The organism is Mesorhizobium sp. BHscii, from assembly GCF_053848065.1.
In genome coordinates this window covers 24,249-36,531 of the sequence record NZ_JBSPKW010000014.1, presented here as the reverse complement: position 1 = coordinate 36,531, position 12,283 = coordinate 24,249, and the positions used below count along the sequence as shown (strand labels likewise).

Sequence of the window (12,283 nt, the reverse complement as noted above, 5' to 3'; positions counted from 1 at the left end):
TGTGAAACTGTTCTGCAACAGGAGAGCCGAAATTTATGGAAGCTTAACGAAATCGGTATGAATCGATGTGGTCGCGTCTTACATCCCGCCGTGCGGTGGGCGAGACCGTCAAGCGATGCGGAACGGGAGCCGGTTGCAGCCGGAGCGGGTGATCCATGAAATTCCTCGGAAACAAAGCAACCGTGATGCCGCTTGCGGTTGTAACGGTAATGCTGACCTTCGGCGTGCCGCAGGCGGACGCGCAAGGGCTTTTCGAGAGGCTTTTCGGCGGTGGTATCAGGCGCGCGCCCCAAGGTGATTTCCCCCCGCCGCCGAAGCACAGACCGAAGCCGAAAGAATTCGCTGGTGGTGGCACCAGGATCAACAGCCCGTCCTACTACACTTATAAGGCCGACCGGCTGGTGCGTGTCGATTTTGCGACACTGATGGCAGCACCACAGCCGGTGGCACCACAGGACGCTGCCTTTGTACCGTCGCTCACCAGCGACGCCTTCCGCGAAGCGATTGCCGGGCTCGGCGACTACGAGATCTATGCCGAACCTGACATTGCCAAGGCGTTGATCGCTTATTACTCGGCCAATCCGGATTTCATCTGGGTGACCGGGACCGGCCCAAACGGTCGCGCGCAGGATGCGGTGCGGGTGCTTGGCGAGGCGACGAGCTATGGCCTCACGCCGGCCGACTATTCGGTTGAAGTGCCTGCCGCCGGCGCATCGACCGGCGGCGCCGATGCGCGGCTGAAGGGGTTCGTCCGCTTTGAGATGGCACTGTCGGCGCGCGTCTTGCGCTATGTCCACGACGCGCAAAGCGGCCGCGTCGATCCCAATCGCATCACCGGCTACTATGATTTCCCGGCCAAGCCGCTCGACATGGAAGGCGTGCTGAAAACGCTGGCGCGCACTCAGCAAGTGCGCACCTATCTCGAATCACGGCATCCGCAGAACGCCGAATATCAGGCGCTCCGCGTCGAACTGGAATCACTTCAGGCCAGCGCCGAAGACGAGATCGTCGTTGACCCCAAGCTGTTGCTGAAACCGGGGCAGACCAGCCCCGAACTGCCGAAGCTTCTGGCGAAGATCGCGCGCAATCTCGACGACGAGATTGGCGGCGCCTATGGCGAGACATTGGCCAGGCTCGCCACCAGCGAGGTCTATGATCCGGAACTGGTGCCGGTTATCAAGGCGGTGCAGAAAAAGGCTGGCATGAAGGGCGACGGCGTCATCGGTCCGCGCACCGTCGCAGCGCTGGTCGGGATTTCCAAGGCCGACAAGATTCAAAAGGTGCAGGTCGCGCTGGAAGAGTTGCGCTGGTTGCCATCCGATCTCGGCAGTCCGCGCGTCTTCATCAACCAGCCGGCCTTTACGGCGAGCTATATCGAAAATGGCGAGGAGAAGCTGAAGACCCGCGCCGTCATCGGCAAGACCACGAACCAGACTTCCTTCTTCTACGACCAGGTTGAGCAGGTCGACTTCCATCCCTATTGGGGTGTGCCGCAGTCGATCCTCGTCAACGAGATGCTGCCCCGGCTGCGCAGGGATCCCGGCTATCTCGACCGCGCCGGCTACGAAGTGGTCAACGCGCGCGGCAAACGCATTCCCTCCTCCTCGGTCAACTGGGGCGCCTATGGCGCGAAAATACCTTATGGCGTGCGCCAGCTGCCGAGCGAGGCCAATGCGCTGGGCGAACTGAAGATCCTGTTCCCCAACAAGCACGCAATCTACATGCACGATACGCCGCAAAAGTCGTTTTTCCAGCGTGACATGCGCGCGCTCAGCCATGGCTGCGTTCGTCTGCAGGATCCGCGCGGCATGGCGGCGGCCGTGCTCGGCACCTCGGTCGACTATGTCGCGGAGAAGCTGAAGCACGGCCATTCGACCGAAAAGGTCACGCGCACGATCCAGGTCTATGTCGCTTATTTCACCGCCTGGCCGGACATGTCCGGCAAAGTCGAATATTTCAGCGACGTCTACGACCGCGACACGCGGCTGCAGCAGGCACTCGACAGCACGGAAGCGGTGCGCTCGCCGGCGAGCTGAGGACGCTAATGCAGGGAGAGCGGGCGCCGGAACCCGGCTTCGCGCCCGGCGATCAGCCAGTAGACCAGACCGGCGGCAAGGCCGGCGGCGGCGATGATGCCGATATCGGCCCAGCGCTCCGGGCTCAGGTCTTCCGGCGCGCTCGGCCAGATCAGGACGAAGCCGGCAGCCGCTGCTGCGGCGCCGAAGGCCATATGCAGCCAAAAACTGCGCAGCGAAAACAATTCGGCGATCAGCGCGAAGATCAGCGTCTGCAGGCCGGTTAGTACGATAGTCAGGAAATAGATGAACATGCCGAGCCGTGGCACGACCAGCGCCGCGATGGGGGAGAGCCCCATGAAATCGAAATACGCCGGTGCATCAGGTAGCGAACTCAATGCACCATAGATCGTTACTACTGCAATCAGTCCAACCAGCACCGCAACGAAATAGCCGGCGAGCATCATCAGAACGCGTTTCGCCACATGCTTTGCCATCGCCATGCCCACCCCCGTGCGGCTCAATGATCACGCCGCAGTCAGCCATCAAAGCCGCATCGGCGCAAGGGGATGCCGAAAAGGTGCAGGCCCCGCTGTTGGTGAAGCCACGCCGCCCGCTTCCGAGGGGTCGTCGCCAGGCCGCGCTGTAACCTGGTTGCCGGAATTGTTCCGGCCGCACGTATCGCCTGGAGGAAGGGTGGCCGCGATCTATTTCGGCTCGGCTGTCACCGGATCGTAGGTGATTTCGACCTTCGCCTTATCGGTCGTGTAATAGGTGACGGTGTAGGCGCCGCTGTCCCAGCCGACCTCGTCGACGTAGCGAAAGTCGTCGCGCTGCTCGACCTTGGCGATTATTTCCGACAGTTTCCTGGCATTCTGCGGCGGCAACGGGCTGCCGTCTGCGGCAAAGGCCGGTCCGCCGAGAAGGAGGACTGCGACACCTGTCGCCAAAACAAGTCTGGACATGGCTTTCCCTCACTCTTCGAGGAGTAGAAACTCGCGGCCATGCAGGTTTGTTCCGGATTGGGCAAGGGGCGTGACAATCTAGCGCCGTGCCGACGCGCCGCATTGTTGTCCCCTGAACGGAATCGGATGCAGCCTCGAAAGCTGTGGGGTTGGTGGGCGATGCAGGGATTGAACCTGCGACCCCACCCGTGTGAAGGGTGTGCTCTCCCGCTGAGCTAATCGCCCGCTCTTGCCCGAAGGCCAAGCGCGCCGCGATATAAGGGAGGCCGGCCGGGGAAGTCAAGGCGATGCCCTGGCGTTCCGACGAAGACCGAATGCAATCCCGCCGGGAGCGACCCGGTCGCCTCGCTCAGCGCCCCGCAGCGGCGATCAGGCGTTCGGCCAGACCAAGCGTCAGTGCGTCGAAATGCGAGATCACCGCCGACGGTTCGAATTCGCGCACATGGCGGTCGGTGTAACCGAAATCGACCGCGACCACGGGAATGCCGGCGGCTTTCGCCGTATCGATGTCGGTCTGCGAATCACCGACCATCAGCGCGCGGTGCGGATCGCCGCCGGCCAGCACGATGGTTTGGGTCAGATGGCGCGGATCGGGCTTGCGGAACGCAAACGTGTCCTGGCCGCAAATCGCCGCGAAATGCTTCGCCAGGCCGAGCGCCTCGATCAGCGCCACCGAGTTGGCTGCGTATTTGTTCGTGCAGACGGCCAGGAGATAACCGGCTGCTTCGAATCGGGCGATCGTCTCGACGACGCCGGGGTAGGGGCGCGATTTACCCGGGATGTTGTCGGTGTAATGATCGAGAAACAGTTTCAGCAAGCGATCATGCTCCTGGCTTTCCAGCGATCTCTGCTGCGCGGCATGCGCGCGCTCGATCATCACCCGTCCACCATGGCCGACGAAGCGCTTGAAGCCGGCCTCATCGACGGCTGCGAGTTCGCTGGCGGCAAGGCTGTGGTTGAGGCTGTCGAGCAGGTCCGGCGCTGTATCGATCAGCGTCCCGTCGAGGTCGAACACGATGATCGGTCGGGTCATGGCCTGTCCTGTGACGATTACGCTGCCGGCAGGCGATAGCCGCTGCAGCCCATCCAGGCAAGCGGTGCTTGGTCAATCCACAGGGCAAAGCCTTTGACCGGACGGGCAAAGATGCTAGGAGCGCCGAAACAAGCGAAATCCGGGGCAGGCATGGATGCGAGGCAACTGAAGGTCGAAGCCGCACGGGCGGCACTTGCCCATGTGACTGATAGCATGCGGCTCGGCATCGGCACCGGCTCGACGGCCGAGGAGTTCGTTCGGCTGCTTGCCGAGAAGGTCGCCAACGGCCTCACCATTATCGGCGTGCCGACCTCGGAGCGCACCGCCATCCTTTGCGGCGAGCTTGGCGTGCCGCTGTCGACGCTGGAGGAAACGCCGGAACTCGACCTTACCGTCGACGGCGCCGACGAGATCGATCCGGCGCTGACATTGATCAAGGGCGGCGGCGGCGCGCTGCTGCGCGAAAAGATCGTGGCGGCGGCTTCCGCCCGCATGATCGTCATTGCCGACCGTTCGAAGATGGTCGAGACGCTCGGCCGTTTTCCACTGCCCATCGAGGTCAACCCGTTCGGTCTGCGTGCCACGGAAATCGCCGTCGCCGCGGCGGCCGGAAGGCTCGGTCTTTCCGGTCCCGTCACATTGAGGATGACGGGGGGCCAGCCTTTTGTTACAGACGGCGGCCATTTTATCCTCGATGCATCTTTTGGCCGCATTCCGGATACAAGAGCGCTTTCGAATGCTCTCCATGCCATTCCGGGCGTGGTCGAGCATGGTCTTTTCATCGGGCTGGCATCAGCGGCCATCATAGCCGGCGACGGCGTCCAAACCGTCCATGCCGCCCGAAAACCAGGGAGTTCTACCGATCATGACGTTGCATAACCGGGTTCGCCGTTTTTCTGCCGTTCTGGCAGCTGCAGCCGTCTTTGCGTTTTCATCGCCGGCGTTCTCGCAGGACGTCACCGACGGGCATATGAAGGCGGCCCGCGCCGCGGTCGCGGCGATCCATGCAACGGACCCGTTCGACAACATCCTGCCGCAGGCCGCCGCCGCGCTTCAGCAGCAGCTTATCCAAAAGAACCCGGACATGCAGGAGCTGATCGGCAGAACGGTTAGCGAAAAGGCTCTGGCGCTGGCCTCGCGCCGCGCCGATCTCGAGAAGGAAGCGGCCTTAGCCTATGCCAAGGTATTTTCCGAAAAAGAGCTTACCGAAATCGCCGCTTTCTACAATTCCGATTCCGGCAAGAAGCTGCTCGACAGCGGCCCGGCCGTGACGCGTGACCTGCTCAAGGCCGCCGACATCTGGCAGAACGGCGTCGCTCGCGATCTCGCACAACAGGTCGGCGAAACGCTGGCCGCGGCAGCGAAGGCTACAGCGCCGGCGGCACCGGCGAATGCCGCGGCTCCTGCGGCTGGTACGGAACCGGAAGCACCGAAGAACTGAGAATATTGTCCGGCGGCGTTATCGCTGCGGACCGGAAAGCCCGGCCTCCATTGCGCGTCCGACAGCGTGCGCGGCGTGATGGTCCGGGCTTTTCTTTTGGCGGTTTGCAGCCTACCTGTCTCAGACATTTGAAGGGCAAGGAGCCGCACCATGGCCGTCTATGACTACGATCTTTTCGTCATCGGCGGCGGCTCCGGCGGGGTGAGGGCGGCGCGCATGGCGGCGACACTCGGCAAGCGCGTCGGCATTGCCGAGGAATACCGCTATGGCGGCACCTGCGTCATTCGCGGCTGCGTGCCGAAGAAGCTCTATGTCTATGCGTCGCAATTTCCCGAACATTTTGCCGACGCCGCAGGTTATGGCTGGACCGTGCCGCAGGCGAGCTTCGACTGGCAGACATTGGTTGCCAACAAGGATCGCGAGATCAGCCGGCTGGAAGCCATCTACAGGAAGAACGTCCAAGGCGCCGGCGGCGAGACGTTCCAGTCGCGCGCCATGCTGGTCGATCCGCATGTGGTGCATCTTCTCGGCAACGACCGCACCGTCACTGCCGACCAGATTCTCATCGCCACCGGCGGCCGCCCAGCGCCGCACCCGGCTTTGCCCGGCCACGAACACTGCATCTTTTCCAACGAGGCCTTCGACCTCAAGGAATTACCGAAGGCGATCATGATCGAGGGCGGCGGCTATATTGCCGTCGAATTCGCCAACATCTTTCACGGCCTCGGCGCCGACACAACGCTGGTCTATCGCGGCAAGGAGATTCTCTCGCGCTTCGACATGGATCTCCGGCATATGCTGCACGAAACGATGGAAAAGAAGGGGATAAAAATCCTCTGCCATGCCGTATCCGAATGGATCAGGAAGCGCCCAGACGGGCGCCTCGACGCCGTCATCACTGGCGGCAAGATACTGACTGTCGATCAGGTCATGCTCGCCATCGGGCGTCTCCCCAATACCGAAAACATGGTTCTTGAGGGCGTCGGCATCGAGATGACCAAGACCGGCGCTATCAATGTCGACCAATATTCGCGCACCAACATCGACAACATCTGGGCGATCGGCGACGTGACCAACCGCGTGCAATTGACGCCGGTGGCGATCCACGAGGCGATGTGTTTCGTCGAGACCGCCTTCAAGGGCAACCCGACCGCGCCCGACCATGATACGATCGCCACCGCAGTGTTTTCGCAGCCCGAGATCGGCACAGTCGGCCTGTCGGAAGATGAGGCGATAAAGCGTTTTTCCGACGTTGAGATCTACCGCGCCACCTTCCGGCCGATGCGGCACACAATGTCCGGCCGCGACGAAAAGATGCTGATTAAGCTGGTGGTCGACGGCACCTCGAAAAAAGTGCTCGGTGTCCATATCCTCGGGCCGGATGCCGGCGAGATGGCGCAGCTTCTCGGCATTCCGCTGAAGGCGGGGCTGACCAAGGATGATTTCGATCGCACGATGGCCGTGCATCCGACCGCGGCGGAAGAACTCGTCACCATGTACAAGCCGACCTACCGGGTGAAGGACGGCGAGCGCGTCTGACGTTTGATTTCGCCCGGACGGAACAGCCGCCGATGTCCTTAAGCTCCTCGAAACACTGCTAACCAGGGGCGAGCCGGTGATCGCCCCGACACTGCCGGCTTCAGCGGGCAGGGCAGGATCACCAGCGACACTGGGCAGCGATGTTGTTTCGCCGCTATTTCTGCCTCATGCGGCGAGGGAAGCGCAGCCATCTTTCCTCGACCGGCCTTGGGTGCTCGAGGATGGTGGTGAGCTCGACCGGCAGGCTCGGCGCCAGCGGCTTTTTGGTCGCGACGCCATCGGCGATGGCAACGATGCTGTGATAGAATTCGGCGCCTGAAAGCGACCTTGGCGGCACGGCCTCGTGCATGATCGAGATCACCGTGACGTCTGGACAATTGTCCTTGATCGCTTGATGGAAGGCGATCTTCCCTTCGGGGTCGAGCGCGCCGGTCGCTTCATCGAGAAACAGCAGCCCCGGCTGCTGCAGCACGATGCGAGCGACAACCAGCTTCTGTTTCTGGCCGCCCGAAAGCACCTGGTCCCAGCTCATTCCCTCGCGGCTTTCATCGGCCATGTGTCCGATGAAATCGCCAAGGCCCGCTCTGTGCAGAGCCGATGCAACTTGCGTGTCGGTGTGGTCGTGCTCTGAGGCGGGCAGGCAGACCAGTTGCTTCAGCGAGACCTGCTGCAGCTTGACCTCCTGGGCGGCATAGAAACTTTCAACCCCTTCCGGGAAGACGATGGTACCGCGGCCATAGGGCCACAGACCGTTAATCGCCTTGATCAGCGAGGTCTTGCCGCAGCCCGATTCGCCCTTCAGGAACGTCCACTCGCCACGTCGGAAGCGCAAATTCGCAGCACTCAGGAATGGCGTTGCGTCCTCGCCTCCATGCGCCAGTTCCAACTTCTGGATCGTCAGGCCGAACACCGGGTTCTGGCGGTCGTAGCGGAACTCGGAGCGGCCGGTCAGGCTGTAGAATTCTTGCGGGTGCTGGACGTTTTCGATTGCCTGCGCAAGTTCGATGACGCGCTGGCTGTTGGCGCGCAAGGTGGCGATCTCCGGCATCACATGAATGAACCATGAACACTTGCTAATCAGCGCATTGACCTGTTCGGAAGCTGTTAAATAACCCTTGAGGTCGATGCCGTTGTAAATGAAGGGCACTAGTCCAGGGCCGTAAGCGACAATCTTGGCGCCGATGAAATTGTAGATCAGCTCGAACGAAGCGTAGCCGGTGTTGACGACGTTCAATCTTGCCCAGGTACGGTCAATGTCGGCATAGCGCTGGCTGTGCACAGTCTTCTGTACATTCTCCCCTTGCGATGCGGCCACGTGAAAACTGCGGCGCAGGAACGTGATCAACTCGCCGCGGTAGTTGCCTTCAGCCTGCTGCATTCTGACGTTGAGCCACTCCAGCATTCGGCCGAGTTTCACCGCGATCCAGGTGTTGAACGGCACGTAGATAGCGATTGCCAAGAGAGCAAGGACGGCGCTGCCGTAGTTACCCAGAAACTCCAGCCCTTTCACCTCCACGGAGTTTCTCAGCAATTCTCCGCCGACAAAGTAGAGCGAAGTGAAGACGCCGAGCACACCCATAGCAAGCCCGATGGCTCCGCCGGTCATGGCCTTGATGGATTCCTGCACGCGCTGGTCAATGTTATCGGGAGCTGCATTCCCGGAAGACCCATGCTGGGCATGGAAATGCGTATGATTGGTGTCGAGCAGGGACTCATTGAAGCGGCCGTCCAACCAGCCACGCCATTTGCGATGCAATGTTTTAGAAACAAGGTTGCGAACGCCGGCAATAACCAAGTCCTTGAGCACGACCAGCAACACGAGCAAACCGGCGTTGGTCAGCACTGTCTTGATTGGCGTGGTATTCGCGGCATTGTGGAAAAAGGCGATCGACGTCGCCAGCTCTGCTGCAGCCACTGTAAACCAGACGTCGGCTTTGCTGGACAGCGCGGTGACCAGGGCAATCACCAGGGTCAGCGTCCAGGCTTCCACCCAGCGTTCTGAAAACCAGTAGGCCCGCATCAGTCCCCAGAAGCTGCGCATCGAGGAAACCGGTGTCAGGAGCGGCGGCCTTGCGGCACCGCGGAGCCATTTTTCCGATATTGAATGTCGCTCTGGTCTACCGACCCGAATCACTATCCGCCCAAACCTCTTTTAGTTTTGTTACAGAGAGTAACACCAATTGATCATTTTCCATTATCTTTTCTCTGCCTGCGGAGAATTGATCCGCTCGCCGTTGCCATCAAGCAACAGAATTCAGGACTGCAATGTCATGCCCTGTCGTTCCCAAAGGAATATTGTTCGCGTAAATTCAATGGGTTGCTGATCCACGCATGTGAAGGCCGGCATCTTCCCTTAGGGAAGCTCTTTCCACAGTTTTGTGAAGGCAAGAGCGTGGTCGATCAGCCGACTTTATGCTGCGAAGACGGATGCGCGCAAGAAAGTGCCGTCTTCGACAGGTCTTTGTTGGCCATGTCGGACCTGGCGGCGCCCGGAATGTAACCGGAATCGCGTTGGCTGCAGCGCAATGCATCGATGCCGCCAAGCTTGCCTATGGAACAGCTGCAGCAAGGGGTCGCTTTCTTGCAAGCCGCAAGCCGCCAAGCAAGGGGAAGTCGTCAACCAGGGATTGACCCGCACCAGCAGCAACGGGCACTGATTTTTCGTCAGCCGCGCCAAGGTAACGGTGGAGTAGCGCCTATTCAGTTCGCTTTCTCCAACTCGCCCCGCGCCTTGGCCGCCGCAACCTGGCGAATGGCGTCGGTGAGCGTGTCGGCGTCTTGTGCGCCCATCACCGCATACCTGCCCTCAAGCAGGAAGCACGGCACGCCCGTGATCCCCATGCGCGAAGCAGTGGCGATTTCTGTGCGCACCGCCTCGACATCGGCGTCCGTCGGCAAAAGCGTCTCGACCACGGATGCATCCATGCCGGCCTCGCGGGCAGCGTTGATCAGCACCACATGATCGCCGAGATTGGCGCCTTCCTCGAAATTCAACTGGAACAGACGTCGCACCAGCCGGTTCTGCACGACCTCGCCGGCGGCACCAGCCCAGCGGATGACGCGGTGCGCGTCAAGCGTGTTGGGCGCGACCTTGATGGCGGCGAAGGCGAAGTTGATCCCTTCGGCCTCTCCCAGTGGCTCGATGCGGGCGTGGATCTGGCGGATGCGTTCGTCACTGCCGAATTTGGCCACCAGGTATTCGCGGCGATCTTTGCCTTCGGGCGGGATGGTCGGGTCGAGCTGGAACGGCCGCCAGCGAATGTGCACCTCGACATCGGTTGCCGCGGCGATCGCCTTGTCGAGCCGCTTCTGGCCGATGAAGCACCAGGGGCAGACGACGTCGGAGACCACATCGACGGTAATCGACTTCTCGTCGCTCATCTTGATCTCCTGTTCCGAAGAGGTCACTTCGGCTTGCGCCACCATGTCGGCAGCCGATAACCTGATATGGGCGTCTTTTGCGGATGTTCCAGATAGCTCCAGTAGGCGAGCCATTGCTGCGTGTTGTGCTGCATCGGAACCATGTAGTTGCCGGAGATCAACAACCTGTCGAGGACGCGGACGGCGGCAACATAATCTTCGCGGCTGCGGGCGTCGAGCATCGCCTCTAGTGCGGCATCTATCGCCGGATCGGCGACGCCGGCAAGGTTGAATGACCCTTCGGCATTGGCGGCAGCTGATCCCCAGCGCCCGAGCTGCTCGATACCCGGCGACAGCGAGTTCTCGAAGCCGCTGGTGCCGATCAGCACATCGAAATCGAAACGTTGCTTGCGCGACTGGATCTGGTCGCCGTCAAGGCTGCGGATGGTGACAGCGATGCCGATCTTCGCCAGCGTGCGCTGGTAGATGGCGGCAAGGCGCTCCTCGTTCTGCGAGGCGGTCAGGATCTCGAAGCCGAAGGGTTTCCCCTCGGGATCGAGCATCACTCCATCCTGCAAGGCATAGCCCGCGCCCCTCAATATGTCGAAGGCAGCTTTGAGCACCTTGCGGTCCTGGCCCGAGCCGTCGGTGACGGGTGGCCGCCAGGTGCCGTCCATGACATCGGCTGGCACACGGCCGGGGTAAGGTGCCAGAAGCGCCTTTTCCCTGTCGTCGGCCGGATGGCCGAGCGCGGAAAGCTCGGAATTCTGCCAATAGCTCATGGTGCGCATGTACTTGCCGCCAAACAAGTTCTTGTTGGCCCATTCGAAGTCGTAGAGCATGCCGAGCGCGCGTCGAACCACCGGATTGGAAAACTTCTCCAGTCTTGTGTTGAACAGGAACCCGGTCACCACTGGCGGGATGCCGGTGTCGAACGTTTCGGCGATCACGTCGCCCTTGTGGAAGGCCGGGAAGTCGAGATCGCGCTCTCGCTTGACCGGATCGCTGTCGTCGTCGATGGCGCAGATGCCTTTCTTGAAAGCTTCCAGCTTGGCGTTGGCATTGAGGAAATATTCGATGGTGATCTGGTCGTAATTGTCGAAACCGCGCTTGGCGGGGATGTCCTTGCCCCAGTAATTTGGGTTGCGCTTGAATACGATGCGCTGGCCAGGCGCGACGTGCGCCACGGTGTACGGGCCGCTGCCGATCACCGGTTTCAGCGTGGTCCTGTCGAAGGTCTCCTTGTCGAAAGCGTGCTTCGGTACGATTGGCGTCATCGCGATAACCAACGGAGTCTCGCGGTTAGCCTTGTCATTGAATATAAAGCGCACGCTGTGGTCGCCGATTTTTTCGAGTTTGGCGACCATGCTCATACGGGCGCTGTAGGGTGGTCGGCCTTTCTCGGTAAAGACGTCGTAAGTGAACAGCACGTCTTCCGCAGTCACCGGTTGGCCATCAGACCACCTGGCCCTCGGATCGAGGTGGAATTCGATGCTCTTGCGCTCTGGATCCATATCGGCAGTGTCGGCAAGCAGGCCGTAAAGACTGAAGGCTTCATCGTCATTGCGCTGCATCAACGGCTCGAAGACCAGATTGCCGAAGATCTTATCGATCATGCCGCGTGCGGTCGTGCGCAGGCTTTTCAGGATGAACGGGTTGAGATTGTCGAAGCTGCCAACGACGCAATAGGTGATGCTGCCGCCCTTCGGCGCATCGGGATTGACGTAGTTGAAATGCGTATAATCGGCGGGCAGCGCCGGCTCGCCCTGCATGGCGATCGCGTGTTTCGGCTCCGACAGAGCTGGCTGAAGCGAAAGGGTGACAGACGAGATCGCGGCGATCAGCCAAACAAGAACGCGGCCCATGACCGTCTCCTTACTGGGTCGGCTTGATGATTCGGAGCGCACCCTAACATGAGCCGGCCGCCTCC

General features: G+C 61.0%; 11 protein-coding genes and 1 tRNA gene. 5 read left to right on the top strand and 7 right to left on the bottom strand.

The window, feature by feature from the left end:
* Nucleotides 1-155: 155 nt before the first annotated feature.
* Nucleotides 156-2,036, top strand: coding sequence for a L,D-transpeptidase family protein (locus ACWTU7_RS19655; RefSeq protein WP_455839810.1), 1,881 nt, complete (start codon nucleotides 156-158; stop codon nucleotides 2,034-2,036).
* Nucleotides 2,037-2,041: 5 nt separating this feature from the next.
* Here ACWTU7_RS19655 and ACWTU7_RS19650 read toward each other — a convergent pair whose 3' ends face one another.
* The 4 genes from ACWTU7_RS19650 to ACWTU7_RS19635 all read right to left on the bottom strand — a co-directional run bounded on the left by ACWTU7_RS19650 (nucleotide 2,042) and on the right by ACWTU7_RS19635 (nucleotide 4,013).
* Nucleotides 2,042-2,518: a hypothetical protein gene (locus ACWTU7_RS19650; RefSeq protein WP_455839811.1), complete on the bottom strand. Its 477-nt coding sequence runs from the start codon at nucleotides 2,516-2,518 to the stop codon at nucleotides 2,042-2,044.
* Between the two features lie 204 nt (nucleotides 2,519-2,722).
* Nucleotides 2,723-2,980: a PepSY domain-containing protein gene (locus tag ACWTU7_RS19645; protein WP_065010026.1), complete on the bottom strand. Its 258-nt coding sequence runs from the start codon at nucleotides 2,978-2,980 to the stop codon at nucleotides 2,723-2,725.
* A gap of 150 nt (nucleotides 2,981-3,130) precedes the next feature.
* Nucleotides 3,131-3,205: transfer RNA gene (locus tag ACWTU7_RS19640), tRNA-Val, on the bottom strand.
* Nucleotides 3,206-3,329: 124 nt separating this feature from the next.
* On the bottom strand, nucleotides 3,330-4,013 hold the full coding sequence (locus ACWTU7_RS19635) for a phosphoglycolate phosphatase (protein WP_029352490.1): 684 nt from the start codon (nucleotides 4,011-4,013) through the stop codon (nucleotides 3,330-3,332).
* A gap of 150 nt (nucleotides 4,014-4,163) precedes the next feature.
* Here ACWTU7_RS19635 and rpiA point away from each other — a divergent pair, with 150 nt between their 5' ends.
* From rpiA to gor, 3 genes are all read left to right on the top strand, one after another.
* Nucleotides 4,164-4,892: a ribose-5-phosphate isomerase RpiA gene (gene rpiA / locus ACWTU7_RS19630; RefSeq protein ID WP_455839812.1), complete on the top strand. Its 729-nt coding sequence runs from the start codon at nucleotides 4,164-4,166 to the stop codon at nucleotides 4,890-4,892.
* The gene (locus ACWTU7_RS19625; RefSeq protein ID WP_455839813.1) at nucleotides 4,879-5,454 is read left to right on the top strand and encodes a DUF2059 domain-containing protein; all 576 of its coding nucleotides are present in this window, start codon (nucleotides 4,879-4,881) and stop codon (nucleotides 5,452-5,454) included. Before rpiA ends, ACWTU7_RS19625 begins: the two co-directional genes overlap by 14 nt.
* A 150-nt stretch (nucleotides 5,455-5,604) precedes the next feature.
* Nucleotides 5,605-6,993 (top strand): glutathione-disulfide reductase, encoded by a 1,389-nt coding sequence (gene gor, locus ACWTU7_RS19620; protein ID WP_455839814.1) that lies wholly within the window; start codon nucleotides 5,605-5,607, stop codon nucleotides 6,991-6,993.
* Nucleotides 6,994-7,147: 154 nt separating this feature from the next.
* On the opposite strand, the gene ACWTU7_RS19615 is transcribed toward gor, so the two are convergent.
* Entirely contained in the window at nucleotides 7,148-9,034 is a 1,887-nt protein-coding gene (locus ACWTU7_RS19615) for an ABC transporter ATP-binding protein/permease (protein ID WP_455839815.1), read from the bottom strand.
* 63 nt (nucleotides 9,035-9,097) lie between these two features.
* Between ACWTU7_RS19615 and ACWTU7_RS19610 the strand changes: the two genes are divergently transcribed.
* On the top strand, nucleotides 9,098-9,493 hold the full coding sequence (locus ACWTU7_RS19610) for a hypothetical protein (RefSeq protein WP_455839816.1): 396 nt from the start codon (nucleotides 9,098-9,100) through the stop codon (nucleotides 9,491-9,493).
* Nucleotides 9,494-9,693: 200 nt separating this feature from the next.
* On the opposite strand, the gene ACWTU7_RS19605 is transcribed toward ACWTU7_RS19610, so the two are convergent.
* On the bottom strand, nucleotides 9,694-10,374 hold the full coding sequence (locus ACWTU7_RS19605) for a DsbA family oxidoreductase (protein WP_455839817.1): 681 nt from the start codon (nucleotides 10,372-10,374) through the stop codon (nucleotides 9,694-9,696).
* A 23-nt stretch (nucleotides 10,375-10,397) separates the two neighbouring features.
* Nucleotides 10,398-12,218: an extracellular solute-binding protein gene (locus tag ACWTU7_RS19600; protein WP_455839818.1), complete on the bottom strand. Its 1,821-nt coding sequence runs from the start codon at nucleotides 12,216-12,218 to the stop codon at nucleotides 10,398-10,400.
* Nucleotides 12,219-12,283: the final 65 nt, after the last annotated feature.

Coding starts and splice junctions, on each gene's coding strand:
- ACWTU7_RS19615 (WP_455839815.1), bottom strand. CDS start 9,034: ATGCGCAGCTTCTGGGGACTGATGCGGGCCTACTGGTTTTCAGAACGC.
- ACWTU7_RS19610 (WP_455839816.1), top strand. CDS start 9,098: ATGTCGCTCTGGTCTACCGACCCGAATCACTATCCGCCCAAACCTCTT.
- ACWTU7_RS19635 (WP_029352490.1), bottom strand. CDS start 4,013: ATGACCCGACCGATCATCGTGTTCGACCTCGACGGGACGCTGATCGAT.
- ACWTU7_RS19605 (WP_455839817.1), bottom strand. CDS start 10,374: ATGAGCGACGAGAAGTCGATTACCGTCGATGTGGTCTCCGACGTCGTC.
- ACWTU7_RS19645 (WP_065010026.1), bottom strand. CDS start 2,980: ATGTCCAGACTTGTTTTGGCGACAGGTGTCGCAGTCCTCCTTCTCGGC.
- ACWTU7_RS19600 (WP_455839818.1), bottom strand. CDS start 12,218: ATGGGCCGCGTTCTTGTTTGGCTGATCGCCGCGATCTCGTCTGTCACC.
- gor (WP_455839814.1), top strand. CDS start 5,605: ATGGCCGTCTATGACTACGATCTTTTCGTCATCGGCGGCGGCTCCGGC.
- ACWTU7_RS19650 (WP_455839811.1), bottom strand. CDS start 2,518: ATGGCGATGGCAAAGCATGTGGCGAAACGCGTTCTGATGATGCTCGCC.
- ACWTU7_RS19625 (WP_455839813.1), top strand. CDS start 4,879: ATGACGTTGCATAACCGGGTTCGCCGTTTTTCTGCCGTTCTGGCAGCT.
- rpiA (WP_455839812.1), top strand. CDS start 4,164: ATGGATGCGAGGCAACTGAAGGTCGAAGCCGCACGGGCGGCACTTGCC.
- ACWTU7_RS19655 (WP_455839810.1), top strand. CDS start 156: ATGAAATTCCTCGGAAACAAAGCAACCGTGATGCCGCTTGCGGTTGTA.